23 protein-coding genes, 3 pseudogenes and 1 other annotated feature are annotated in these 25,444 nt (G+C 65.2%); of the genes and pseudogenes, 14 read left to right on the plus strand and 12 right to left on the minus strand.

Translation table 11 applies throughout. From position 1 onward, the window contains the following. Positions 1–128 precede the first annotated feature (128 nt). Entirely contained in the window at positions 129–875 is a 747-nt protein-coding gene (istB, locus tag ACIDOCELLA78_RS97865; protein ID WP_201727488.1) for an IS21-like element helper ATPase IstB, read from the minus strand. Between the two features lie 17 nt (positions 876–892). Then, a complete protein-coding gene (gene istA / locus ACIDOCELLA78_RS97870; protein WP_201727680.1) occupies positions 893–2,419 on the minus strand; it encodes an IS21 family transposase in 1,527 nt (508 codons plus the stop codon). Positions 2,420–2,646: 227 nt separating this feature from the next. Here istA (ACIDOCELLA78_RS97870) and ACIDOCELLA78_RS97875 point away from each other — a divergent pair. Continuing rightward, positions 2,647–2,772, plus strand: a pseudogene (locus ACIDOCELLA78_RS97875) (ATP-binding protein); the annotation flags it as partial. 419 nt (positions 2,773–3,191) lie between these two features. Here the strand turns inward: ACIDOCELLA78_RS97875 and ACIDOCELLA78_RS97880 are convergent. The 3 genes from ACIDOCELLA78_RS97880 to ACIDOCELLA78_RS97890 form a co-directional block, all read right to left on the minus strand. Further along, complete coding sequence (locus tag ACIDOCELLA78_RS97880) at positions 3,192–4,040, minus strand: universal stress protein (protein ID WP_201727530.1); 849 nt, start codon at positions 4,038–4,040, stop codon at positions 3,192–3,194. A gap of 11 nt (positions 4,041–4,051) precedes the next feature. After that, positions 4,052–5,536 (minus strand): SulP family inorganic anion transporter, encoded by a 1,485-nt coding sequence (locus ACIDOCELLA78_RS97885; RefSeq protein WP_201727531.1) that lies wholly within the window; start codon positions 5,534–5,536, stop codon positions 4,052–4,054. Positions 5,537–5,629: 93 nt separating this feature from the next. Further along, positions 5,630–5,682, minus strand: a sequence feature (sul1 is cis-regulatory element that is thought to sense ions involved in sulfur or methionine metabolism; They are found in Alphaproteobacteria). 160 nt (positions 5,683–5,842) lie between these two features. Continuing rightward, positions 5,843–6,025, minus strand: a complete 183-nt coding sequence (locus tag ACIDOCELLA78_RS97890) for a hypothetical protein (protein WP_201727532.1) — start codon at positions 6,023–6,025, stop codon at positions 5,843–5,845. Between the two features lie 318 nt (positions 6,026–6,343). Here ACIDOCELLA78_RS97890 and ACIDOCELLA78_RS97895 point away from each other — a divergent pair, with 318 nt between their 5' ends. Then, positions 6,344–6,553 (plus strand): hypothetical protein, encoded by a 210-nt coding sequence (locus ACIDOCELLA78_RS97895; RefSeq protein ID WP_201727683.1) that lies wholly within the window; start codon positions 6,344–6,346, stop codon positions 6,551–6,553. Positions 6,554–6,627: 74 nt separating this feature from the next. On the opposite strand, the gene ACIDOCELLA78_RS97900 is transcribed toward ACIDOCELLA78_RS97895, so the two are convergent. The 6 genes and pseudogenes from ACIDOCELLA78_RS97900 to istA (ACIDOCELLA78_RS97925) all read right to left on the minus strand — a co-directional run. Beyond that, a complete protein-coding gene (locus ACIDOCELLA78_RS97900) occupies positions 6,628–7,557 on the minus strand; it encodes a DUF2493 domain-containing protein (protein ID WP_201727684.1) in 930 nt (309 codons plus the stop codon). A 286-nt stretch (positions 7,558–7,843) separates the two neighbouring features. Continuing rightward, entirely contained in the window at positions 7,844–8,938 is a 1,095-nt protein-coding gene (locus tag ACIDOCELLA78_RS97905; RefSeq protein ID WP_201727533.1) for a toprim domain-containing protein, read from the minus strand. Beyond that, positions 8,938–13,272 (minus strand): strawberry notch family protein, encoded by a 4,335-nt coding sequence (locus ACIDOCELLA78_RS97910; RefSeq protein WP_201727534.1) that lies wholly within the window; start codon positions 13,270–13,272, stop codon positions 8,938–8,940. Before ACIDOCELLA78_RS97910 ends, ACIDOCELLA78_RS97905 begins: the two co-directional genes overlap by 1 nt. A 98-nt stretch (positions 13,273–13,370) precedes the next feature. Then, on the minus strand, positions 13,371–13,679 hold the full coding sequence (locus tag ACIDOCELLA78_RS97915; RefSeq protein WP_201727535.1) for a DUF4326 domain-containing protein: 309 nt from the start codon (positions 13,677–13,679) through the stop codon (positions 13,371–13,373). 247 nt (positions 13,680–13,926) lie between these two features. Next, positions 13,927–14,721, minus strand: a complete 795-nt coding sequence (gene istB, locus ACIDOCELLA78_RS97920) for an IS21-like element helper ATPase IstB (protein WP_013641220.1) — start codon at positions 14,719–14,721, stop codon at positions 13,927–13,929. Beyond that, a pseudogene (gene istA / locus ACIDOCELLA78_RS97925) lies at positions 14,711–16,117 on the minus strand (IS21 family transposase); the annotation flags it as partial. The gene istB (ACIDOCELLA78_RS97920) and the pseudogene istA (ACIDOCELLA78_RS97925), both read right to left, overlap by 11 nt. Before the next feature lie 184 nt (positions 16,118–16,301). Between istA (ACIDOCELLA78_RS97925) and ACIDOCELLA78_RS97930 the strand changes: the two are divergent. Continuing rightward, positions 16,302–17,978 carry an IS1634 family transposase gene (locus ACIDOCELLA78_RS97930; RefSeq protein WP_201727475.1) on the plus strand — a complete coding sequence of 559 codons (1,677 nt, stop codon included), beginning with the start codon at positions 16,302–16,304 and terminating at the stop codon, positions 17,976–17,978. A gap of 103 nt (positions 17,979–18,081) precedes the next feature. Here ACIDOCELLA78_RS97930 and ACIDOCELLA78_RS97935 read toward each other — a convergent pair. Beyond that, a pseudogene (locus ACIDOCELLA78_RS97935) lies at positions 18,082–18,198 on the minus strand (HTH domain-containing protein); the annotation flags it as partial. Here ACIDOCELLA78_RS97935 and ACIDOCELLA78_RS97940 point away from each other — a divergent pair. From ACIDOCELLA78_RS97940 to ACIDOCELLA78_RS97990, 11 genes are all read left to right on the plus strand, one after another. Continuing rightward, on the plus strand, positions 18,154–18,570 hold the full coding sequence (locus tag ACIDOCELLA78_RS97940; protein WP_201727691.1) for a hypothetical protein: 417 nt from the start codon (positions 18,154–18,156) through the stop codon (positions 18,568–18,570). The pseudogene ACIDOCELLA78_RS97935 and the gene ACIDOCELLA78_RS97940 overlap by 45 nt on opposite strands. Further along, positions 18,567–19,277 carry a conjugal transfer protein TrbF gene (gene trbF, locus ACIDOCELLA78_RS97945; protein WP_201727537.1) on the plus strand — a complete coding sequence of 237 codons (711 nt, stop codon included), beginning with the start codon at positions 18,567–18,569 and terminating at the stop codon, positions 19,275–19,277. Before ACIDOCELLA78_RS97940 ends, trbF begins: the two co-directional genes overlap by 4 nt. Then, positions 19,274–20,254 (plus strand): P-type conjugative transfer protein TrbG, encoded by a 981-nt coding sequence (trbG, locus tag ACIDOCELLA78_RS97950; protein ID WP_201727538.1) that lies wholly within the window; start codon positions 19,274–19,276, stop codon positions 20,252–20,254. The genes trbF and trbG overlap by 4 nt, the downstream gene beginning before the upstream one ends. 119 nt (positions 20,255–20,373) lie before the next feature. Further along, positions 20,374–21,513, plus strand: coding sequence for a TrbI/VirB10 family protein (locus ACIDOCELLA78_RS97955; protein WP_249674929.1), 1,140 nt, complete (start codon positions 20,374–20,376; stop codon positions 21,511–21,513). Between the two features lie 11 nt (positions 21,514–21,524). After that, positions 21,525–21,842: a DUF2274 domain-containing protein gene (locus tag ACIDOCELLA78_RS97960; protein ID WP_201727540.1), complete on the plus strand. Its 318-nt coding sequence runs from the start codon at positions 21,525–21,527 to the stop codon at positions 21,840–21,842. 89 nt (positions 21,843–21,931) lie between these two features. After that, positions 21,932–22,228 (plus strand): DUF1778 domain-containing protein, encoded by a 297-nt coding sequence (locus ACIDOCELLA78_RS97965; protein WP_201727541.1) that lies wholly within the window; start codon positions 21,932–21,934, stop codon positions 22,226–22,228. After that, positions 22,228–22,755, plus strand: a complete 528-nt coding sequence (locus ACIDOCELLA78_RS97970) for a GNAT family N-acetyltransferase (RefSeq protein WP_201727542.1) — start codon at positions 22,228–22,230, stop codon at positions 22,753–22,755. Before ACIDOCELLA78_RS97965 ends, ACIDOCELLA78_RS97970 begins: the two co-directional genes overlap by 1 nt. 514 nt (positions 22,756–23,269) lie before the next feature. Next, a complete protein-coding gene (locus ACIDOCELLA78_RS97975; protein ID WP_201727543.1) occupies positions 23,270–23,524 on the plus strand; it encodes a transposase in 255 nt (84 codons plus the stop codon). A gap of 47 nt (positions 23,525–23,571) precedes the next feature. After that, positions 23,572–24,096: a BrxE family protein gene (locus ACIDOCELLA78_RS97980; RefSeq protein WP_201727544.1), complete on the plus strand. Its 525-nt coding sequence runs from the start codon at positions 23,572–23,574 to the stop codon at positions 24,094–24,096. Beyond that, positions 24,093–24,881: a BrxA family protein gene (locus ACIDOCELLA78_RS97985; protein ID WP_201727545.1), complete on the plus strand. Its 789-nt coding sequence runs from the start codon at positions 24,093–24,095 to the stop codon at positions 24,879–24,881. The genes ACIDOCELLA78_RS97980 and ACIDOCELLA78_RS97985 overlap by 4 nt, the downstream gene beginning before the upstream one ends. Further along, entirely contained in the window at positions 24,862–25,437 is a 576-nt protein-coding gene (locus tag ACIDOCELLA78_RS97990) for a BREX protein BrxB domain-containing protein (protein WP_201727546.1), read from the plus strand. Before ACIDOCELLA78_RS97985 ends, ACIDOCELLA78_RS97990 begins: the two co-directional genes overlap by 20 nt. Positions 25,438–25,444: the final 7 nt, after the last annotated feature.

Raw genomic sequence — 25,444 nt, forward strand, 5'->3', positions numbered from 1 at the left:
CGCCCATGGATTCCGATTTTAATTCGCCCACGATTCCGACGTTTATTCGCCCGGGGATTCCGAGATTTATTCGCCCGGGTAGCGGTCTCTGTGGCTGTTGATTTCGTTGCTCTCCTGTTCTCGTTGGGTCAAGCGGTTTTTGGGGTTTGCTTGCGGATCTTGCGCAGGCTTTCGCCGGTGAGTTCGATGCGGTGGGCATTGTGGAGCAGACGGTCGAGAATGGCGTCGGCGTAGGTCGGATCGCCGATCAGCTCATGCCAATGCGCCGGGGGGATCTGGCTGGTGATGATGGTGGCGCGGCGGCCGTAGCGATCCTCGACGATCTCGAGCAGGTCGTGACGGGCGCCGGCGTCGAGTGGAGCAAGGCCGAAGTCGTCGAGGATCAGTAGATTGACGGCACCGAGGGTGCGGATCATCCGGCCGTGACGCCCTTCGGCGCGGGCGACCGCGAGTTCTGCGAAGAGTTTGGGGGCGCGCTGATAGAGCACGGTCCTGTCATCGCGACATGCCTTGTGACCGAGGGCACAGGCCAGCCACGATTTTCCGACCCCTGTCGGCCCGCTCAGGACGAGATTGTCGTGCGCGTCGATCCACTCACCCTGGATCAGCTTCTGGAACAGAGCCCGATCGAGGCCGCGGGCACTCCGGTAATCGACATCCTCGATTGCAGCGTCATGGCGCAGCCTGGCATGGCGCAGCCTTGTGCTCAACCGCTTGTCACGTCGGACGGTGATCTCGCGGTCGAGCAGAAGACCGAGCCATTCGGCGTGACTGAGGCTGGGGGTTTCGGGATTGGCGTGCAGCTCGGTGAACGCGCGGGCCATGCCTGCAAGACCGAGCTGGTGGATCTGATCGAGGGTCGGATGGTTCAGCATGAGGCTTCTCCTTGTCATCAGTGGAAATATCCGCCGCCCCGGATGTTGGGGTGGCGGATCGGGGTGGGATCGGGACTGGCGGTGCCGGCGGCTCGCTCCAGCCGGTTATCGAGGATGGATTTGACCGAGCCGTAGGTCAGGGTGCCGATGGTGAGCGCGCGCTCGGCCGCGGCATCGAGCCGGTCGGCGCCAACACTGCGGGCCAGGCGAAGGATGCCGATGCAGGCGCGGAACCCCTGCTCCGGATGAGGCCGGCGTTCGAGGATCAGGGTGCAGAGTGTCGCGACCGAGGGACCAAGCCGTGCGGCTTCCTGATGGATCCGTGCGATGGTCCAGTCGCCATAACGCCGGTGGCTCGAGGGCATGTGCTCGGCGATCGTCGTGTGTTTGCCGTTACCCGGCCTGCGTGCGTGCACGGCGATCCGTTCGCCACGGAGAAAGATCTCGACCGTGCGCACGGTGAACCGGGCCTCGACCTCGGCGCGGGCGTGCCGGTAGGGGACGGAGTAAAAATGCTTCTCGATCTCGACGTGATAATCGATGCCGACCCGCCGGCGCCGCCATTGCGCCAGCACATAGGGTTCGGCCGGCAGTTCCTTCAGCGCGGGACGATCGAGTGTTTCCAGCAGATGCCGTCTTGTCGCCCCCAGGCGACGGACGACCCGCTCCTCGTTCAGCCAGCGGCAGAATTCAGCGATCGCGGCATTCAGTTCGGCGAGGCCGTAAAATGCCCGGTTGCGCAGCTTGCCCAGCAGCCACCGCTCCGCCAGCAAAACCGCCACCTCGACCTTCGCCTTGTCACGCGGCCGCCGCGGCCGCGCCGGGAGAATGGCCGTGCCGTAATGGCGCGCCATATCGGTGTAGGTCCGGTTGACCTGTGGATCGTAGAGGCAGGCGCGGATGATCGCGACCCTGGCGTTGTCGGGCACCAGCAGCGCCGGCACGCCGCCAATTGCTGCCAGAGTGCGATTATGCGCCTCGATCCAGTCCGGCAGGGTCTGGGTCCAGGTCGCCTCAGCATAGGTGAAGCTCGATGCGCCGAGAACGGCGACGAAGATCTGGGCCGCACGCGTCTCGCCGGTGAGCCGGTCGATCACCACCGGCACCGTGTCGCCGGCATAATCGACGAACAGCTTCTCGCCCGATGCGTGGGTCTGGCGCATCGTCACCGGTAGCCGGGCTTCCCAGCTCCGGTAGAGCTCGCAGAACCGGCTGTAGCGATACCCATCCGGGTGCTCGGCAATATACTCGTCCCACAGGATCGACAGCGTCACGTGCTTGCGCTGCAACTCGCGGCGGATACGCCCCCAGTCCGGCTCATCCACACGTCGATGCCCCGGCCGCTTGCCCACCGCGCCGTCGAACAAGCGCCTTTCCAATGCCGCTTCGGACAGCGCCAGAGCCCCTGGCCCATCGAGCCCGGCCGCCTCCAGTCGCCGCAGCGTCAAGCGCACCGTCGATGCCGCAACCCCGACCCGGATCCCCACCTGGCGGGTCGAAAGCCCCGCCATCCTCAATCTGACAATCTCGCGCACATCGCGCATCGCAATCCGCTCCACTGGCATTCATCCGCTCCCTCGATCAGCCAAAGGGAGGGAACCTGAACCAGCCAGCAGAGACCTCAAGCCAACCCGGCCAACCCCGCCCGCCTGGGCGAATAAAAGTCGGAACAGGTGGGCGAATTAATCTCGGAATAGGTGGGCGAATAATTCCCGGAATCCCGGGCGAGTTAATCTCGGAATCCCGGGCGAATTGAGCCCGGAATCAGCACCTCGATCGCCTCACCCACCACTGCCATATCCTCGAGACCGGAAATGACAGCTTCAGGTTCAAAAATAGCTCCGTGCAGAAATCCCAAAAACGAAAGGAGAAAAATCCAGCCTTGACCCCATCATGAAACTCAAATCATAAACTATGGGCGGGTCAAATCTCGATGGAATTCCCGGGTCAGATCTCAGCGGAAATCAACAGTGCGGGGTCGGATGATCGCATGAACAGGTAGGCAAGTGACCCGTGAGGAACCGGCCTATCCGAGTCTCGTCGATGTCGCCTGGTCCAGCGCCCTGGCTATGTAGCCAGTCGCCAAAGTGAAGAGCTGAGGCCGTATATCGGCGACGGCGCTTAGCTCCATAACGGCTGCGCACGAGATAGTCGGTGTAGAAGCCCATGATGGGCCAGAGAACATTATCTGGATCTTCGATCCTGATCTGAAGTCGTGAGGGTGTCGGCATGCTCGATCTCCATTCTGGGGATTTCGAGCAGGCCTCTGGATTATGTGCATTTCAACGTGAAACGACTGGCTCTGCGATAGCACTATTAGCGCATGAGCAGCACGGGCACGCGGACAGTGCGGATCATCGCGGTTGTCGTACTGCCAACGATCAGGGTCCTGAGCGGTGAGTGACCATAAGCACCCATCACCAAGATCGCGCCCGGTGTCGCCCCCACAACGTTGGTGATCACCTCCTCGGCCTTGCCTTGGCGGAGGGTTGTGGTCACGTCGCGACCCTCGAGCTTGGTAAGCGCATCGTTGAGCAACTCGCGATGCTTGTCGTCCTCGGCACCGGCCGACACGATATGGACGGGCAGGCCGCGGAATAGCGGCGAGTTGGCGCAGCGTTCGAGCGCGCGGCCTGCAGCCTGGCTGGCGTCATAGGCGAGCACGACAACTCGCGGAGTTTCTATGGCGCGGGAAGCGATGAGGACTGGCCGGTTGCTCGCACGTACGACGCGCTCAACCTTCGAGCCGATATGATCCTGCGCAAATTCGTGGCTGGCGCCGCGTTTGCCGATTACCACGACCCGCGCCTCGGCCTCGCGCTCCAGGATCGTCTCGACGATGCCTCCGTGCCGATGAAGCGGCTTCACATCAACGGCGCCGGCCGCCTTCAACCGCTCCGTGCTGGTAGTAATCAAAACCCGCCCCCGCTCGACCTGAAGCCTGGCGTCGGCTTCCTCAAGTTGTGTGAGCTCCTCCAGCAGGCTGGACTTGACGCCGAGTCCGATCGCGCCCGAAAGGTCGTGCCGTTCGGCAACGGCGTCCTTGCGCTGGACCACGTGAAGAAGCTCGATCGGCAGTTCCAGCTTTCGAGAGGCCCAGGCGGCAAGGTCACAGACCGAGGCGGCGTAGCTGGAGGCGTCGATACAGGCGAGAACGTTCTCCATCTTATCTCTCCTCAATGCGACGCCAGAAGCTTTTCAGCATTCGGCTTGTCATGGACAGCGAAGCGCTCGACCATCGCCGCGCTCGGTTCGTTCAAGCCAACCACTTCGACCTCCGTTCCTGCGCGTCGGAAGCGGATCACGGCTTTGTCGAGCGTCCCGACACCCGTGATGTCCCAGAAGTGCGCATCGCTGAGATCGATGACCACACGGTCCAACACCTCCTTGAAGTCGAACGCTTCGGCGAAGCGTTCAGCCGACGCGAAGAAAATCTCCCCGGAGATCTTGTAGGTGCGTGTGCGTTCATCGTCCGATAGCGCGGATGTCACGATGAACATGCGTTTGACCTTTGAGGCGAAGAACAGGCCGGACAGCACGACGCCGGTGACCACGCCCGCCGCCAGGTTTCCGGTCCACACCACAATCACAACGGTGGCCACCATCACCAGCGAAGACTGCCAGGGATGACGGCGGATATCCTTGATCGATCGCCAGGAGAAGGTGCCGATCGAGACCATGATCATCACCGCGACCAAGCTGGGCATCGGAATACGTGCGACGAGTGGATTGAGCACCACCAGCAGGAAGAGAAGGAACACGCCCGCGACCAGCGTGGACAGACGCGTCGAGCCACCCGACTTCACGTTGATGACCGACTGGCCGATCATCGCGCAGCCGCCCATGGCCCCGAGAAAGCCGGTGAAGAAGTTGGCGATGCCTTGGCCGCGCATCTCTCGGGCCTTGTTCGAGGGCGTGTCGGTGAAGTCATCCACGATCTGAGCTGTCAGCATCGACTCGAGCAAGCCCACGGCCGCCATCGTCAGCGAATAGGGAAGGATGATTCTGAACGTCTCGAACGTCAGGGGCACATGCGGCAGTGCAAAGACCGGAAGCGATGTCGGCAGCTTGCCCATGTCACCGACGGTGTTCACATGGATGCCGCCATAGATGGTGATGATCGTAAGGATGACGATGGCGACGAGAGGCGACGGCACTGCCTTGGTGAGGCGGGGTAACAGGTAGATGATCGCCAGCCCGCCAGCCACCAACGCGTAGGTGATTGGTGGCACGTGAATCAGCTCCGGCAACTGCGCCATGAAGATCAGGATAGCGAGCGCGTTGACGAAGCCCGTGATAACGGATCGCGAGACGTACTGCATCAGGAGGTCGAGCCGAACCAATCCGGCGATCACCTGGAAGACGCCCATCAGGATCGTGGCGGCGAACAGATACTCTACACCATAGTCGCGCACGAGCGGAATGATGACCACAGCGACCGAGGCGGTCGCCGCCGAAATCATCCCCGCACGGCCGCCGGTGAAAGCGATAATGACGGCGATCGAGAAGGAGGCGTATAGGCCGACCCGAGGATCAACGCCGGCGATGACAGAAAACCCGATTGCTTCCGGAATCAGCGCCAGGGCGACCACAATCCCGGCAAGGATGTCGGCGCGCGGATTGGCGAACCAATCGCGTCGAATGGAGGCGAAACTTGGCATTTATTGTTCAGTACTGAAAGTAAAGCACCCGCCGCGCTCGCTCGATAAAGCGGCATGCTGGCGTCGACGACCTCGATGAGGCCGCGATGCTTTGGTTGCCCCGGGGATTGGCGCCGGGCCGAGCCACCCGAAAAACCGGGTCCGACGAACTGCGCATTCCTTCTAGCGTACGTTCATTTTTGCTGCAAGTGCGAACGCATCGCGCTCCAGCGCATCGCGCGCGACCGCGCCAAATCACGATCCCGTTGGAATCGCCCAGATTATGCGCAGCCCGACTCGCGCCGGGCTGCGCTATCGCCAGACTCTTCAGTCCGAGCTGTCCATAATCTCCCACGGATCATAATCGTGGATGACGGCAGCGGGATCGCCGTCATATTCGGCGGCCAGCATGACGCCGTAGTTGCCAGTGTCAGCATGGAAGACGACGACGCAGACCATGAGGGTGGTGGCGAGGTTCCAGCCGTTGGCGAATGCGAGGGCTTGAGACATTGATCCGGCTCCTGTGCTGAGGCGGGGACCATCCCCGCGCGACAGGCGCCCGATGTGTCCGGCCGAGGGCCGCGATCACCGCGCAGGCGAAGACAAGCGGCGGCACGCTCCAGCGTAAGCCGACCCCTTGCGGGTTGATGGCGTCAGGCCCGCGGACGGACCAAGGATCAGCGCTGATAGACGCAGGGACGGCGACCGCCGGCAGGAGCCGCGTCTGAAAGCCCGCCGCCAGCGGGTGGAACCTCGTCACCCTCACGGTGCGCAGGCCGATCAGCTAAGGTGTGCTCTCGAGACGAAGTGACGGTCGAGGTGCGCGGCATGGCGGAGTTCACGGGACGCGACCTGCACCTGGTGAAGAAGGCGCTCGCCATTGCGGTGTTGGCGATCGAGCGGCAGCCAGGGCCTTTTCAATCGGCGTCCGATCAGAGCGACATGAAGGCGCTCCTCGACGGCTTGATCGAGAACGATACGGAGTTGGCGCACTATGCTCACGCGGCCCGGATCGCGGTCACGGGTGAACCGGATTGAAAGGCGGTTTTGCGGAAAGCCGATAATCCACCTCTGCGGATTCACGTCACTGTGCAGAAAGGGCAAGGCGGCGCTCACGCGCCGCCAAATTTCCAGACCGGGATGCCGAGCTTCTTGGCCTTGTCGGCGAGGTTGTCCTGGATGCCGGTGCCGGGGAAGTGCATCACACCGATCGGCAGGACCTCCAGTATGGCGTCGTTGCGCCTGAACGGCGCGGCCTTGGCGTGTTTCGTCCAGTCAGGTTTGAAGGCGATCTGCGGGACCTTGCGGTTGTCGGCCCATTTGGCGGCGATCAGCTCGGCGCCCTTTGGCGAGCCGCCGTGCAGCAGCACCATGTCCGGATGCTTGGCGTGGACCTGATCGAGCTTGGCCCAGACCAGCCGGTGATCGTTGAAGTCGAGCCCGCCGGTCAGAGCCACCTTCGGCCCCGCGGGCAGGAGCACCTGGTTGTCGGCGCGCCTCTTCGCGGCCAGGAAGTCGCGGCTGTCGATCATCGCCGCGGTGAGGTTGCGATGGTTGACCTTCGACCCGTTGCGGGGCCGCCAGGCCGAATGGGTGTGGTGCTCGAATTGGTCGGCGGCTTGGTCGCGCATCAGCTCGAAGGCGTTGCGGCGTTCGATCAGCGTCTGCCCTTCCGCCGTCAGGCGCTCCAGCTCGACGGACTTGACCTCACTGCCATCCTGTTCCCGTTGCGAGCGATGCTGCGCCAGCTCGTTGTCGTCGAGTTCGCGCTCGATCCGGTCGATGGCGCGGTGGAAGACATTCACCGTCGACCAGAGCAGGTCCTCGAGGTCGGGTTCGAGGCGCGTGTCTAACAGCGCCACCACGAGGGCGTCGAAGATGTCGGCGATGCTGCCGGCGAGGATCTGTGCTTCGGGAAGCGGCCTGGGGTCGGGTTCGTCGTGGAAGGGACGGTAGCCATAGAGCTGGAGTTCGTGGAGGACTTGGTCGGTCGGGGATGCGCTGTGGCGCGGCTCGAAATCGTCGTCGTTGTCGGTGGTCATCGCGGCTTTCCTCGTCGGATCGGCCGCGCCCATCGCGGCCTTCATGGCGACGAAGGCGGCGGGCGGAGCGGACCTGCACCCGCAGCGTGAGCTGCGGGCCGGAGCCTCGGCGGAGGACCGAAGGGGGCCGACTATTTTGTCTCGCGATGTAAAGGCGGCTTTGCCGCCGACGGAAAATAGTCGGCCCACAAGGTTGCCGGTCCGGGCCGTTTGCCGCCCGATCGCCCTCTCAGAAGGCCGTGGGCGTGGTTCTCTCCGACGCTGACGGAAAGCATAACCGCCGACCCTATGGCGACGGCGCTGCCGCGCCCCATCCCCGTTCCGGCTGTGCCGCCAGCTCCATGAATCGGGCGACATCCTGCGCCGCGATCTGCACCCGGCTTGCGGCCCGAAGCGTGTCGATCCCGAGCAAGCGGAGATCCTCGTTGAAGTCGCCGAGCCGCGGCGAGATCACGATCGCCTCGATTCCGGCCTCCTGCGCGCGTTCGATCAACGTCGCCATCGCGCCGTCGCCGGCCGGATCGTCGTCGCAGGCAATGTAGAGTCGGCGCAACGTGTCCGGGAACAGGATGGCGGAGAGATGCGCCGCCGAGAGCGCCGCGACCATCGGCATGGCGGGAAGGACGCACCGGAGCGACAGCATCGTCTCGATGCCCTCGCCGGCCGCCATCACCTCGCCCGCCACGCCAAATCGAACGGCGTGACCGAGCAAGTCGCCCATCGCTCGCCTCGGGGTGTCGATCGGCGCCTTGCCGAGCGTCGCCTCGGAGAAGCCGCCGGGATCGAGCCAGGTACGATGCGCCCCGGTCAAATGACCCGCGAGATCGGAGACGGAAGCGATCATCGCCGGCCTGGTCTCGGTCGGGCTGTGCTCGTCAGGCCGATAGTAGCAGCGCGGGTGGAAGCGCAGGCTTCCGGTTCCGTGCAAAGCCGTAATGCCGCGATTGCGGAGATACGTTTCTACGAGAGTGCGAGACAGCGGCAGTGACATGGCGAACAGTCGCCGCGCCGCTTCCGGCGATCCTGTCGGAGCAGTCGGTGTGCGCGATCGGGGATGTTCCGGCTCCGGTTCGGGATGTGGCAGGCTGAGGAACGAACGCGCCTCATCGGCGACGTCCTTGAAATCGACCAGTCCGCAACTCTCCCGGATCACATCGAGCAGGTCGCCATGTTCGCCGGTAGCGGCGTCAGTCCACTTGCCGGCCGGCCCTTTGGCTGATTCCTGAAGCCGGACGAACATCGAACGGCCCGGCGTGTTGCGGACGTCACCCACGAGCCAGTAGCGGCCCTCCCGCCGCCCGGCAGAAAGGTAGTGGCGACACACCGCCTCGGCGTCGCGCGCGAGACGGTGTGCCAGTTCGGAGGCGTCGTGGCGGGCCATCACGCGGTTTCCCGCTCGCTGATGCGCAGGGCCGGATATTGGTCGAGCACCTTCGTCAGCACACCGGCGCCGGTCGCATCCGTTGGCACGAACATACGCAGCTTCCAGGAGATGATCTCACTGAAGAGGCCGTAGGCGCGCAGGCGATCGCGCATGGTGTCGGCGAAGCCTGACAGCTCGATGCGGTGAGCGCCCATGACCCGCACCCGGTGGAGCTGCAAGCCGTCGGCGAGGTCGAGGACGGTTCGTCCCTCGATCAACGCCGCGAAGGCCGCATCCGGCGTCATGGCGGTCGCCCCGGTCAGCGAGGCGTTCGCTGCCCAAACGGCTGAGACCCTGCGGCCGATGATGCGTTCGCCTGCGTCGGTCTGTAGCCGATAGACGCGCGTCGACTCGTTCGGCAGGCGCTTCCAGATCGGCAACAGCAAGCCGGCGACGATGTGGATCGTGCTGTCGGCAAACTCGGGGACCTCCGACACTTCGCGAGTCCATGCGGCGGCGAACACCTCGCGGTCGGCCGCCTGCCAATGGCTTTCGTCCATCATCTTCAGCGAGGCGTGATGGTGCTCCATCGGCCGGATCAGTCGAACGCGGCGTTCGATCTCGCCATCGTCGAGCATCAGGCTTGGCGCCGGGATCTGTACGGCGGCCCGGCCCGAACGCTCGTTGATCAGCAGCATCGCGCGGGGATCGGCGAGGTGATCGAGCGCGTCGTCCAGCGTCACCGGATGATTGCGCCGGCGCTCGGTGATCGTGAGCAGCCGGGTTTCCGCGCCCGTCGCGGGATGGGTGTAGATCGCGCGGCGATCGGTGACGACGAAGCTCTCGGCCCGCAGCGTCTCCAGGCCGACGTCATAGACGCCGCTGGCGATGGCGCCCTCGATCTTGGCGTTCAACAACTGCTCGAACGCCGTGAACAGCACGCCCTGAAGGTCGATGGTGAGCGCCAGCAGGCGGTTGAGGAAGGTCGTGATCGGCGGCAGCTCGTCCTTGATGCCGCCTGTGTCCATGAGCTTGAGGCCGGTGGCGTCCTCGAACATCTGGAGCGAGCAGTCTTCGATCTTGCCGCGCACAAGCAGCAGATAGAGCTGGCGCAGCGCGTCGCGGGCATAGTGGGATTCCAGATTATCCTCGGGCCTGAACAATCCCTGTCCGCCGGTCTGGCGCTGACCGCGGGTGATGGCGCCCAGCGTGTCCAAGCGACGGGCGATGGTCGAGAGGAAGCGCTTCTCGGCCTTCACGTCGGTGGCGATCGGTCGGAAAAGCGGCGGCTGCGCCTGGTTGGTGCGGTTCGTCCGCCCGAGGCCCTGGATCGCGGCGTCGGCCTTCCAGCCGGGTTCGAGCAGATAGTGGACGCGCAGGCGGCGGTTCCGCGCCGACAGCTCGGCGTGGTAACTCCGGCCCGTCCCGCCCGCCTCCGAGAAGACGAGGATGCGCTTCAGGTCGTCCATGAAGGCGGCGGTCTCGGCGAGATTGGCGGAGGCGGCGCGGTTCTCGACGACGAGGCGGTCGCCCTTGCGCACCACGCGGCGCGAGCGTCCGGTCACTTCGGCCACGAGGTCCGTGCCGAAGCGCTGGACGATCTGGTCGAGCGCGCCGGGCACTGGCGGCAGCGAAGCAAGCCGCTCGATCAGCTCGTTACGACGGGCGACGGCCTCGCGGCTCTCGACCGGCTGGCCGTCGCGGAAGACGGGCCGGGAGGAGAGATTGCCCTCACTGTCGGTGAACGGCTCGTAGAGCTGCACCGGGAAGGAATGGGCCAGGTAGTCGAGAACGTACTCGCGCGGTGTGATGTCGACGCGAACGTCGCTCCATTCCTCGGTCGGGATCTCGGCGAGCCTCCGTTCCATCAGCGCCTCGCCGGTCGAGACGATCTGGATGACGGCGGCGTGGCCGTCCGCCAGGTCCTGATCGATCGAACGGATCAGCGTCGGCGTCTTCATCGAGGTCAGCAGGTGGCCGAAGAAGCGCTGCTTGGCGCTCTCGAAAGCCGAGCGGGCCGCCGACTTCGCCTGCCGGTTCAACGTGCCGGTCTCGCCGGTAATGTTGGCGGCCTGCATCGCGGCGTCGAGATGGTTGTGGATGATGGCGAACGCGCCGGCATAGGCGTCGTAGATGCGGCGCTGCTCGGCGGTGAGCGGATGCTCGACCAGCTCGTATTCGACGCCGTCATAGGAGAGCGAGCGGGCCGTGTAGAGACCGAGCGAACGGAGATCGCGGGCGAGCACTTCCATGGCGGCGACACCGCCGTCCTCGATCGCCTCCACGAACTCCGCGCGCGTGGCGAAGGGGAAGTCCTCGCCGCCCCAAAGGCCAAGCCGCTGGGCGTAGGCGAGATTGTGGACGGTCGTGGCACCCGTCGCCGAGACATAGACGACCCGCGCGTCCGGCAGCGCGTGCTGCAAGCGCAAGCCTGCACGGCCCTGCTGCGAGGGCGCGACATCGCCGCGTTCGCCCTTGCCGCCACCGGCGTTCTGCATGGCATGGCTCTCGTCGAAAATGATCACTCCGTCGAAGTCGGAGCCCAACCATTCAACGATCTGGCGGACGCGCGAAAGCTTCTCGCCGCGGTCGTCGGACCGCAGCGTAGCGTAGGTTAAAAATAGGACGCCTTCGGCCAGGCGGATCGGCTTGCCTTGGGGGAAGCGCGACAGCGGCGTGATGAGCAGGCGCTCCATGCCGAGTGCCGACCAGTCGCGCTGTGCGTCCTCGAGCAGCTTGTCGGACTTGGAGATCCAGACCGCCTTGCGGCGCCCCTTCAGCCAGTTGTCCAGGATGATGCCGGCCGACTGGCGGCCTTTGCCGGCGCCGGTGCCGTCACCCAGCATGAAGCCCCGGCGAAAGCGCACGGCGTTCGGCGCATCGTCGCGCGAGGCGGTGACGAGATCGAAGGTCTCGTCCACCGTCCAGGCGCCTGCGAGATAGTCGCCATGCGCTTCGCCGGCATAGATCACGGTCTCGAGCTGGGCGTCAGAGAGAACGGCCTCGCTGACGAGACTGATCGGGAGGCGCGGCCGATAGCTGGGCTTCGGCGGCGCGACCGAGGACATGGCGGCGGATTGCACCAGCTTGGTGGGATGCGCCTGGGCTCCGGGAATCCGGATCGATTGGAGCCGGTATTCCTCATAGATCGCATCGCTGAGACGCGCGCCCTCGGGCGGCGTCCAGTCGATGGTCTCGTAGGCGAGATCGACCGCCTCCGGATCGGCGACCGAAGGCTTGACTGGGTGTGCCCCAGCAGCGCGGGTGAGATAGCCGCGCACCGTCCGCGGTCCGGCGGCGGCCGACACGGGGATGGCGAAGCTCGGCGCGGGCGTCAGACGCGCCGGAACTTGCTCGCCGATCCAGCTCAGCAACGTGGCGACGTCGGGTGCCATGCCTCGTGACGCCGGCAAGGCGGACGGGTCGTCAGACGGTGCCTTGTCGATGACGATCAGCCGCGTGTCGATGCTCGTGCCGTGCTTGGCATAGACCGCCCCATCGATCGCTGCCGTGAAGACGATGCGGCCGCGCTCCTGCAAGCGGATGAAGGCGTCGCGCCAGGCCGGGGCGTCGGGCGAAAAGTTCGCGCCGGTGATCGCCACCAGCCGCCCGCCATCGGCGAGGCGCGCAAGGGCCGAGGCGATGTGGCGATAAGCGGTATCAGCCATACGGCCGGACACATTCGCCATTGCCGAGAACGGCGGGTTCATCAGCACGACGCTCGGGACGACGGCCGGGTCGAGGTGATCATCGATCTGGACGGCGTCGAGGCGCGTGACGGCGACGGCCGGAAAGAGGGAAGAGAGCAGCGCGGCCCGGACCTCGGCCAACTCATTCAAGACAAGCGCGCCGCCGACGATCTCGGCCAGGATGGCGAGGAGCCCGGTGCCGGCCGATGGCTCCAGCACGCGATCCGCCGGTCCGATGGCGGCCGCGGTCAGGGCCGTGAGGCCGAGCGGGGTCGGCGTCGAGAACTGCTGGAAGGTCTCGCTCTCGGTCGAGCGGCGTGTGTGGGTGGGGAGAAGGCCGGCGATCTTGGCCAGGGCGGAAAGACGCAAAGCCGGAGAGCCGGCTTGCCGGAACAGCGCCTTTCCGTATTTGCGCAGGAAGAGGACGGTCGCGGCCTCGCAGGCATCGTAAGCCGTCTTCCAGTCCCAGGCACCGGAAGCGTCGGAAGCGCCGAACGCCGCTTCCATTGCGGCGCGCAGGATCGCGGCATCAACCCGCTGGCCGCGCTCGAGGTGAGGGAGGAGTCGCTCTGCGGCGGCGATGATCGCGCCGGCCGCGTCAGGATGAGGAACAGGTGTCAGCGGCGCGGCCTGGTCGGCCGTGATCAGAGAAAGGTCGTTCATGAAGGGAGCCTCGGGAGAGCGGGAACGGACGAGCCGGCCGGCTGCTCTCTCTCGGACCGCACCGGCTCAAACCCGTCCCGGCCGCCCTCTTCCTCTCATCACGCCGCCGCCTTCACGGCGCGCCACCACGCGATCCGCTCTTCGCGGCTGGCGTTTGCCAGCCGACGTAGGAGATCGCCGTGGCAGGGGAGCGGCGCGCAGAAGCAGACGAGGTCGCGGCCGCGCAGCTCGTCGAGCGCGCGCAGCAGATGGTGCTGATCCGCGAGCCAGCGTTCGTGCTTCGCAATGACGGCGGTCCGATCGCCGTCGGGGCCAATCCGAAACGGATTGCCCCATTTGCTGCCGCGGCCGATGTACACGGCACCGGCTGGGACGCCAGTCACTCGCTTGTTGAGAACCTTGCACATTGGGCCGCCTCCGATCCGTTAGACGGTCTCGGCCAAGGACGGCGTAGAGCGGCGACGGTCACGCGCCCAGCGCGGAAACGGCTTGCCCGTTGACCGGCGCTACGCGGCGTCCAGGCAAGACACGCCCGAGGATCGTGGGCGAGCGTTACAAGGTTCGGGGAGCAAAAGGCTGACTGTTGATTTCCGCTGAGATCTGACCCGGGAATTCCATCGAGATTTGACCCGCCCATAGTTTATGATTTGAGTTTCATGATGGGGTCAAGGCTGGATTTTTCTCCTTTCGTTTTTGGGATTTCTGCACGGAGCTATTTTTGAACCTGAAGCTGTCATTTCCGGTCTCGAGGATATGGCAGTGGTGGGTGAGGCGATCGAGGAGCGCGGTGGTCATCTTGGCGTCGCCGAAGACGGCGGACCATTCGCTGAAGCTCAGGTTGGTGGTGATGACGACGCTGGTGCGCTCGTAGAGCTTGCTGAGCAGATGGAACAGCAAAGCTCCGCCTGAGGCGCTGAAGGGCAGATAGCCAAGCTCATCGAGGATGACGAGGTCGGCATGGATCAGACGGCCGGCGATTTGCCCAGCCTTTCCCTGAGCTTTTTCCTGCTCCAGAGCATTGACCAGCTCGACGGTGGAGAAGAAGCGGACGCGCTTTTTGTGATGCTCGACGGCCTGCACGCCGAGCGCGGTGGCGATGTGGGTTTTGCCCGTGCCCGGGCCGCCGACGAGCACGACATTGTCGGCGGGTTCGATGAAGTCGCAACGATGCAACTGGCGGACCAGGGCCTCATTGACCTCGCTGCTGGCGAAGTCGAAGCCGGCCAGGTCGCGATAGGCCGGGAAGCGGGCGGCCTTGAACTGATAGGCCATGGAGCGGACCTCGCGCTCAGCGGTCTCGGCCTTGAGCAACTGGGAGAGTACCGGGATGGCGGCTTCGAAGGCCGGGGCACCCTGCTGGGCCAGTTCATCGACGGCCTGTGCCATGCCGTGCATTTTGAGGCTGCGCAGCATGATGACGAGCGCGCCGGTGGCGGGATCATGACGCATGGCGGGCCTCCTCAGATTGGCGCAAGCTATCGTAGCGCTCGACGTCAGCCTTGGGTTCATTGGCCAATGTCAGTGCCTGTGGCGCGGTGATGACCGGAGGCGGAGCCTGTTTGCCGTCGATCAGCCGGTGGAGCCGGTTGATGATATGCGTCTTGGACGGCACGCCGTCCTCCAGCGCCAGTTCCACCGCCACCAACACCGCCTGCTCGTCATGGTGCAGCACCAGGGCCAGGATCTCCACCATCTCCCGGTCACCGCCAGGACGGCGCAGGAGATGTTGCTGCAGCCGCTTGAAGGCATCGGGCAATTCCAGGAACGGCGCACCGTTGCGCAAGGCGCCCGGCTTGCGCTGGATCACCGCCAGATAATGCCGCCAGTCATACACAGTGCGCCCTGGGCCGTTGTGCGTCCGGTCGATGATGCGCGGATGCTCGCAGATGATTTGCCCCTCCGCCGCCACCACCAGCCTGTCGGGATAGACCCGCAGGCTGACCGGCCGGTTGGCAAAAGAGGCCGGCACGCTGTAGCGGTTACGCTCCAAGTGGATCAGGCAGGTCGAGGAGACCCGCTTGGTGTGTTCCACGAACCCATCGAACGGACGGCCCACAGGCATGAGGCTCTCAACCTCGCTGGCCCAGACATCGGCAATGGTTCCCGGCTCGTTGCCATGCGCGGTCTGCTCCCACAGCTCCCGGCAGCGCCGCTCCAGCCAGTCGTTCAGGGCGTCCAAGCTTTCGAACGGAGGCATGGACTGCCACAGGCGGTGGCGTGCATCCTGGACGTTCTTCTCAACCTGCCCCTTCTCCCAACCGGCGGCCCGATTACAGAACTCGGCCTCGAAGAGATAATGGCTGGTCATCGCCAGGAAGCGGGCGTTGACGCTGCGCTCCTTGCCACGGCCGACCTTGTCAACGGCGGTGCGCATGTTGTCGTAAATCCCGCGCCGCGGTACGCCGCCGAGAGCTTGGAAGGCGTGGTTATGCGCGTCGAACAACATCTCATGTGTCTGCAGCAGATAGGCCCGAACAATGAACGCCCGGCTATGCGACAGTTTGGTGTGCGCCACCTGCAACTTGACGCGGACGCCACCGATGATCGCAAAATCTTCGCTCCAGTCAAACTGGAACGCCTCGCCAGGCGCAAAGGCCAAGGGCACGAAGGTTCCCCGGCCGGCGGTCTGCTGCAGCCGTTGGCACTCCCCCTTCCAAGCCCGGGCAAAGGCCGCCACACGATTGTAGGAACCGTCATAGCCCAGGCTGACGAGATCACCGTATAGCTGCTTGACCGTCCGCCGCTGCTTGCGCGGCCGGCCAGCTTCACGGCGCAGCCACGCCAAAAGCTTCTCGGCATAAGGATCAAGCTTGCTCGGCCGGTCCGGAACCTGAAACTTCGGCTCAATCACATCAGACCCGACTTAAACAGTCAAACCCGGAACGATACGGTATCGTAAGTTGAGATCTTTGATTTCACTCGAGATTTTCGTAGGCACGTCGGGATTTTGCAAAAACGTGGTGCTAAATAATTGCGCAAATTGCTTCTTTTAACTTGATTTATGATTGGTTTTCGGCTGCCAATTCGGCATGTTCGTGCGCGAGAAGCGAATCAACGGCTACAGCTACCTTTATCTGGTCGAGAGCGTCCGTGAGGACGGGCGCAGCAAGCAGCGCATCATCAAGAACCTGGGCCGGAAGGAAGTCGTCCTGGCCGATGGAGGTCTCGACCGCCTCGCCGCCTCGATCGCGCGCTATGCCGACCGTGCCTCGGTCCTGGCCCAGCTGGCGGCAGGCAATCCGGACGGGCTGAGCTGCAAGCGGATCGGCGCGCCGCTGTTGTTCGGCCGACTGTGGCAGGAGAGCGGGATCGCTGCTGTGTTCGAGGAGCTGCTGGCCGGGCGGCAGTTCGAGTTCCCGGTCGAGCGCGCGGTGTTCGCCACCGTGCTCCACCGGATCATGGTCTCGGGCTCGGATCGCGCCTGCGACAAATGGCTCGAGGATTACGACATTCCCGGCACCGAGGAGCTCGGCCTGCATCACCTCTACCGCGCCATGGCCTGGCTCGGCGAAGAGCTGCCGGACGAGGAACAGGGGGATGCCACGCCCTTTGCGCCACGGACGGTGAAGGATCTGGTGGAAGAGCGTCTCTTCGCCCGACGGCATGATCTGTTCACCGACCTCTCGGTCGTGTTCATGGACACCACCTCGCTGTATTTCGAAGGTGCCGGCGGCGAGACGCTGGGCGCGCGGGGCCACTCCAAGGATTACCGCCCACAGCTCGCGCAGATGATCCTCGGCGTGGTGATCGATCAGGACGGAAGGCCAATCTGCACCGAGATGTGGCCAGGAAACACCGCCGATGTCTCGGTGCTGGTGCCGGTGATCGACCGCCTGCGGTCGCGCTTCGGCATCGGCCGGGTCTGCGTCGTCGCCGATCGCGGCATGATCAGTGCCGCGACGATCGCCGCGCTGGAGGAGCGCGGGCTGGAATACGTGCTCGGCGCAAGGGAACGCACCGACCGCATCGTCCGCGAGGTGGTGCTGGCCGATGAGCGCCCCTACACCCCGCTCTGCCTCGAGCGCGCCGGTGGCGACGAGACCCAGCTCTTCATCAAGGAGGTCAAGGTCGCGGGCAAGCGCTATATCGTCTGCCGCAACGAGGCGGTGGCCATCGAAGAGGCCGAGACCAGGCGCAAGGTGGTCGCCGCCCTCGATCGTCAGCTGACGCGCGGCGATAAGGCGCTGATCGGCAACTCCGCCTATCGCCGCTTCCTGCGCCCGGTCAGTGACGCAAAGCCCGGCCGCAAGCACAAGCTGTTCGAGATCGACGCCGGCAAGCTCGCCGAGGAAGCCCGCTTCGACGGCGTCTTCGTGCTGCGCTCCAACGCCCGGATTTCACCGCTGCAGGCGGTGATCCGCTACCGGGACCTGCAGAATGTCGAACGGCTGTTCCGTGTCGCGAAGGCGACAATGCGCACCCGGCCAATCTACCATTCCTCCGACGCCGCCATCCGCGGCCACGTCTTCTGCTCGTTCCTCGCGCTGATCCTGCACCAGGCGCTCGACGAAAAACTCCGCCGGGCCGGCAAGCGCGTCGAATGGGCCGATCTCCTGCGTGATCTCGACCGCCTCCAGGAGGTCACCATCAGCAAGCGCGGGCAGCAGATCGTCCTGCGCACCCCAGCAACCAACTCGATCGGGCCGATCTTCAAGGCCGCCGGCGTCGCCCTGCCAGCCAACGTGCGAGACGCATCCGCTTCCTGATCCAAATCCTCCCGAAAGCCGCAGGGTGTGGTGCTAAGAAACCACGCGCCCACAATACATGGCTGTTTTCATTGGACTATTTTCAGGTCGCTGTTCAAGTCGGGTCAGACCGAAGATATTTGCGGATCGTGTTCCGCGACACGCCTGTGCGCCGGGAAATCTCTCGGATCGGCACATGCTCACGCTTATGCCACCGGCGGATAATGCTCAAAAACGCCATGTCCAACACTCCGTTCGCCCCCGCCTCTTCCAGACGGGGAAACAGTCAAACATGGGTCAAATCTCAGTGGAAAAATCCGGCCTTCCCGGGTCAGATCTCAGCGGAAATCAACAGCGCGGCGCAACCCAGCGCGCCTCGACGGCGCTGCGCGACCGCTTCGCCGCCGGCCAACGCGCCGCCTGGTCGGCCACCGGCGGATCTGGCGGAGATGCTGCCGGCGCATCCCAGCCCGCAGCGGCGCCCAGTGGCGCGCCGGCCTGGGCCCAGCGCCTGCGGCGGCAAGCCGTTTCCCGGGCGGCGCAGAACATCATCCACGAAGGCGAAGGCCGGGGCGGCGGCATGCGGCCCAATCTGCGGGGAGACGGAACATGAGGTGGCGCCGCTTCTCCTCCCGTCTCGGCGACACCGAGACGCCGGCCACGCCCTATCAGCGCGCCGGGCAACTCTGGGACCAGCGCATCGGCTCCGCCCGCGTGCAGGCCGCGAACTGGCGCCTGATGGCGTTCGGCTGTCTCGCCCTTGCCGCGGTCGTCACCGCCGATGACATCCGCACCCATGCCCGCGCCATGGTCACGCCCTTCGTGGTCGAGGTCGATCATCTCGGCGCGGTACAGGCGGTCGCCCCGGCACGGGCCGACGTGCAGCCGACCGATACCGAGATCGCCTACTTCCTCGCCCAGTTCATCGAGCGCGTGCGTGGCCTCTCGGTCGATCCCGTCGTCGTCCGCCAAGCCTGGCTCGACGCCTATGCGCAGATCACCAGCCACGCCAAGCCGATGCTCGATACCTATGCCCGTCAGGCCGATCCATTCGGCCAGATCGGCAAGCGCGCCGTGACCGTGGACGTCACCAGCGTCGTCCGCGCCAGCCCAAATTCCTTCCGCATCGCATGGGTTGAGCATCCGTTCCAGGACGGCACCGCCCTGCCGCCCGAGCACTGGACCGCGATCCTGACCGTGGTGATCCAGACCCCGCATACCGAGGCGGCGCTGCGACAGAACCCGCTTGGCATCTACATCGATGCGATCAGCTGGGCGCGCGAGGTGAACACCACCCAGACCGAAGGATCGACGCCATGAGGTTTTCGTTCGCCCTCGCGTGTGGCGGTGCGTTGGCACTTTCGGCCTGCGCCCAACCTGTGCCGAAGATCGCCTACGACAACCCCCAGCCCGCGCACTTGCTGCCGTCGCCGCCAGCGCCGGTCCAGGTCGTGACGTTGCCCGAACCGCTGCCGCTGCCGGGGCAACTCAAGAAGCTGCCGCCGACCACGGCGGGCCGACCATCACCGCAGCCCGCCAACCCCATCGCGCGCGTGGCCCTGGCCAACGCCGCGGCGCGCATCAACCCGACGCGCGACGGCTACATCAACGCCATGCAGGTGTTCCCCTGGTCCGACGGCGCGCTTTACGAGATCTACGCCTCGCCGCTGCACGTGACCGATATCGCGCTCCAGCCGGGCGAGCACCTGATCTCGATCGCCGCCGGCGATACCGTGCAGTGGAAGATCGGCAACACCACCAGCGGCGCGGGGGCTGATCAGCAGGTGCACGTGCTGATCAAGCCGATTTCGGCCGATCTGCCGATGAACAACATCGTCATCATGACCGACCGGCGCGCCTATCATCTCGAGGTGCACCCGACCAAGGACACCTACATGGCCGCGGTGTCCTGGAACTACCCGCAGGATGATCTGCTGGCGCTGCGGACGCAGAACGCCGCGGCGACGGATTACGCGAACGCCGTGGCGGCGAATGATGTGAACATCGCGGCGCTGCATTTCCGGTATCGGATCAGCGGCGATGATCCGCCCTGGCGGCCGGTGCAGGTCTTCGATGACGGCTCCAAGGTCTATGTCCAATTCCCACCGGGGATCGCCCAGGGCGACATGCCGCCGCTGTTCATCCTCGGCGCGCCGGGCGGCAAGGCGGAGATCGTCAATTACCGCGTGCGCGGCAACACCATGATCGTCGATCGGCTGTTCGCCGCCGCCGAACTTCGCCTCGGCGCCGGGCCGCAGCAGGTCGTGCGAATCACGCGGACCGATGGGCACGGCTGATGGCGGGTCCCGAAGATCCGGGGGGCGGGCAGCGGCCGTCACCCAAGGCTGACCCGGCCGATTTCGCGCTGCGATCGCGGCCACGTGCGGTGACACGTCTCTCTCGCCGGGCGTTGGTCGTGGCCGCCGGCGGACTTGCGGTCTGCGTGGTGGGCGCGGTGTGGTGGGCGTTCGCGCTGCATAGCTTCCGGATCACCACCGGCAAGGAGCTCTACAATACCAATGTTCGACCCTCGGCCGATGCGATCGGCGGCCTGCCGAACGGCTATGCCGGCCTGACCAAGCCCAAGCCGGCGCCGGCGCCACCACCTTCGGTGCCCCGGCTCGGGCCGCCACTGCCGGGTGACCTCGGGCGGCCGATGCTGGGGCAAGGAGCGTCCACTGCCTTCGCGACACCACCGAATGGAGCGGACCAGGCCGCCGCGCGGCTGCGGGCGCAGGCCGCCAATGCGGGGGTGTTCTTCACCGTTGCTGCGAACATGGGCGGCACCAACGGTGCAGCCGGCACCGCGTCAGGCGCCGCCCCGTTGGGCCAGCCGGCTCCGGGCACTGCGGGGGGTGACGGCGCACTCGCCGCACCGCATGGCGACCAGAACCAGCAGGACGCCAAGCAGGCCTTCCTGAACAGCCCGATCGATCGCGCGATCTACTCGCCCGACCGGCTGCAGACCCCGCTCAGCCCTTACGAACTGATGGCCGGCACCGTGATTCCGGCGGCGCTGATCACCGGGCTGAATTCCGACCTGCCGGGGCAGGTGATCGCCCAGGTGACGCAGGACGTCTATGACAGCGTCTCCGGCCGCACCCTGCTGGTCCCCCAGGGCGCGAAACTGATCGGCAAATACGACAGCGTCGTCGCCTACGGCCAATCGCGAGTGTTGCTGATCTGGACGCGGCTGATCATGCCCGACGGCAGTTCGGTGGTGCTCGACAACCTGCCGGGCGCCGATACCCAGGGCTATGCGGGCCTCGAGGACGGCGTCGATTACCATTTCTGGCGGCTGCTGCGCGGCGTCGCGCTGTCCTCGCTGCTCGGCGTTTCCAGCGCGCTCGCGACCAACAACGTGGTCGGCGGTACCGGGACGGGCAACGTGATCATCGCCCTCGGCCAGAGCGCGGACCAGGCCGCCAACCAGGCCGGGCAGTCGATCGTCTCGCGCGACCTCGGCGTTCAGCCGACCCTGACCGTGCGCCCGGGCTTCCCGCTCGATGTGATGGTCAACCGCGATATCGTGCTGCGGCCCTATGGGGGCGGGTGAGGAGGACGACGATGGCCAAACTCCGCATCGGCTCGCTGCCCGACGATAGGCCGGTGAAGCGCACCATCACCTTCACTGCGGCGCTGGACTCGCTGATCCGCGACTACGCCGCCGCACTCGCGGCACAGGAGGGCCTGTCCCAGGCGCCACCCGTCGAGAAGCTGGTGCCGATCATCGTCGAACGCTTCATTGCCTCCGACCGGGCGTTTCGGGCTCCTGTTCACCGGGTGCCGCCGCCCGTGCCGCATAAGCCGCCGCCAAATTCAGAACCGTCACCGTCCAGCCGGGAACGCGAGGGAGATCAGCCAACCATCGCCGGGTCGGAGTGACTGCGGTCGGGAGAGCGCGCAGCAGCGCGTTGCGTATTGCAAAAAGAGCTACGGTCTCCTACATTCGCGCCATGGCGAAGGGGACCACCATGACCGGCACGGCCAAACGCAAAGACTACCCGCTCTCGATGCGGCTCCCGGAAGGCGACATCGCCATCATCGACCGTGCCGCCGACCTGCGCGGCCGGTCGCGGACCGACTTCGTGCGGGAGGCGGCGGTCCGGGCCGCCGAGGAGGTCCTCATGGAAAGCACGCTGCTGCGCATGACCCCCGAGGGCTTTGAGGCGTTCGTCCAAGCCGTCTCCGCGCCCGCCGCCCCGGTCCCCGAGATGGTGGCATCCCTCCGCCGCAAAGCGCCGTGGGAGAAAGGCGCGGCGAAGCGCTGATGGCGGAGCCGCCGCTCTCCACGCCCGAACTGCTGAATGCCGGCCACGACGTATCCCGGTTCTCCTGCGGCAAGCCCTCGCTGGATCATTGGCTGAAGACCCGTGCGCTCGCCAATCAGCAGAAGGGGTTCACGGTGGTCATGGTCGTCCAGGTGGCAGGCCGAGTGGTCGGCTATTACGGCCTGGCGCCAACCGCCATCGTTCCCGCCGCCCTGCCGCGATCGATCCGCACCGGCCAGCCGCCGAACCCGGTGCCGTGCATTCTGCTCGGTCAGCTTGCCACCGATCAGGCCTGGGTCGGGCGGGGGATCGGCACCGGGCTGTTCAACCACGCGCTCGCCCGGAGCGTCAGTGGCGCCGCGCTGATCGGCGGGCGCGCCTTGGTCGTCAATGCCGTCGATGACGAGGCGGCAGCGTTCTGGCGCCGCCGCGGGTTCCTGCCGTCAAGGGACGACGCACTGGTGCTGTTCCGGTCCATCGCCGACATCGCCGCCTCCCTGACGGCAGCGGATCCCAGTTTGAGATGATCCGGCGAACCGCCGGTCTCCGCTGCCCTCTTTGGCACGCCGACGACATGGTTGTAACGTCCATGTGACAAGGCGGCCAGCCATTGGTAGGGAGGCGGAATCATGACTAAGCCATTCTTCGAACAGCCGATTCTGAACTCCCCCTATGCCGTCCCGACTCGCCACCATGCGCTGGACGCGGACGGCCAGCCCCTTGACCTGCCCCCGATCGAGGGGCGCCGCGACCCGCTTTACGTGGCCCCCGTGCCTTCGCCCAGGAAGCAGAAGGGCAAGGGCAAGCAAGCCTGGGGCTCGGCGATCCCCCCAACCTGTCCACCGACGAGCAGGCCAACAACCCGACGCCGATCATCAACGAGATCCGGAACCAGGTCACCTCCTTGCGGGACCTGCACAACTCGGCGGACTGTGGTGTCACGCCCGCCCCCCAGCGGCTCCTCAAGCACTAGCGTCGCCACGACCGGCGGCTGGGGCCGCGCCCATTGTTCTGTGACGTGGAGGCGGCCGAGATCGCCATATGGATGACCGAGATCTCCGGCCGCCGGCCGCAGGCACGAGGCACGCGAATCTGTTCGCGCGCGGCTCGACCGCCGAAGCCATAGGCTACGCATTGAACCTCTGGAATCGGCTGGTGCGGTTCGTCGACGACGGCGGCATCGAGATCGACCCGAGCACGGTCGAGCGGACCATGCCGCCGGTAAGCGCCCGACCACCGCGCCGTCCGTCGACGCGAGTTGCGGTGGTTGGGCACTTACCTTGCAGCGACGACTAAGGATTGACATAGCGGGAGTACTATCAGCCACCCGCAGAGGAAGATGCATGAACGGACACTCCGCCGCCCGGGACGAAGCTGCGGTCACGCGAATCGTCTCACTGAGACTGGCCGTCGGCTTGCTGGGCGAGCGTGACAACGCGGGTTGGTGGGCATCCGGGTTCATGTCGCCGACGAGCATGGCGTTCCTGACCCCGATCTTCGGCGCGGGTGCGGTTCAGGCCCGGTACCAGGGCGTCCTTGAGGCCGCCCGGCGGGTCCACGACGAGCGGATCGGCATAGGCCGCGCCTTCCACCCCTTCCGCCTCCCTGAAACCGTCGAGCAACGCCTAGATGAGGCCGTGCAAGCTGCCGGCCAGAAGCTTGCCGACAGCGTGTTCTCCGCCGATACAGCGAGGGGCATGCTTGCAAGCCTTGCCGGTACCCCGGTCGAAGCCAAGGAGGGGCCAACCCTACTTGGGCCGGCGGACATGCTTGAGGGGCTGGAATGGGCCTCGGGGGCAGCCGCTCTTTATACCGCCGCGTTTGCGGTCGGCATCCAGTGCTTCCCCTATTTCAGGGACCCGCGATGACGGGTGCGCGGAAATACACGACACAGCTCCAGGCCGGGCTCGGTCTCGTACCCGAGACCGTAAAGCTGCTGCACGCCTGGGATCCGGGTATGAGCGGACAGGATCTACTCAAGGCCGCGCTCGCTTCCGGAGATTTTCCGACGATGGCTGCGCGGCGACTGCGCAATATTATAATTGAGGCATTCTGTCCTAGATATCTCATCGATGGCGGACTGCCCGCCAGGCTACTTAAGGCCATTTCGGGAGGTATCTCCCGGGAAGATTTTCGAGCGCTCTGCTTCGTTTTCACGTGCCGCGCGAATCCTATCCTCGGCGACTTCGTCCGTGAGGTCTATTGGCATCAGTATGCGGCCGGGGGTAACCCTGTCTCCAAGGAGGACTCCCTGAATTATGTTACTTCAGCGGTGTCGAACGGCCGAACGACCACCCGGTGGTCGGAAGCAACGGTTATCCGTGTGGCTCGCTACCTGCTCGGAGCGTGTGCAGATTTCGGCCTTCTTGGACCCATGAAGGCGAATGCTAGGTCAATTACCACTTTTCGAATCACTCCGATCGTCTCCTCGGTCCTTGCCCACGACTTGCATTTTAAGGGATTGAGCGACCATGCCCTGCTCCGGAGTCCGGACTGGGGACTCTTCGGGCTGGAGTCCGACGACGCGCTTGGCGAGCTGAAGCGGCTATCCCTGCGGGGAGAGCTCATCGTGCAATCAGCCGGCGGCCTTACCCAGGTATCCTGGAAATACAAGTCGATGGAGGAGCTTGCCGATGGCATCGCTAAAGGCTGACTTCGACGAGCTGATCCGCCGGATTGAAGCCGGACGTGAGTTCGCGCACGCAAGCTTCGAGCCGATCTTCTATCTCGTCTTCCATCCGAGCCAGCTGATTGAGGTAAAGCGGCTGATGCCAGCCTGGACCTCCAAACTGGCAAACGCGGGCTGGCGTGTCGAGACGTTCTCCATCGCCGAGCACATAGCTGACATCCTGGCAAAGGCGCCACTCCGCAAGGTCTGGCTTGAGGCCGACCACAAGGCCCCCCTCTCCTGGGGGAAGACAAACGCCTCACTGGCCAATGCGCTCACGGCCCAGGGGCGTCTTCAGTCCCGGCTGGAAGAGCGGCTCGCCGCCCTTGAAGGCCAATCGTCGACGATCATGCTGGTAACCGACCTGGAAGCCCTGCACCCATACCTCCGAATCGGAGCGATCGAGGCGCAGCTCCAGGGAAAGTTCCACGTCCCCACGGTCTTCCTGTACCCGGGCACTCGGACGGGCAAGACGAGGCTCAGATTCCTTGGCTTTTATCCCGAGGACGGCAACTACCGATCGGTCCACGTCGGCGGCTAACATAAGA

The sequence above is a fragment of the Acidocella sp. C78 genome, from assembly GCF_907164655.1.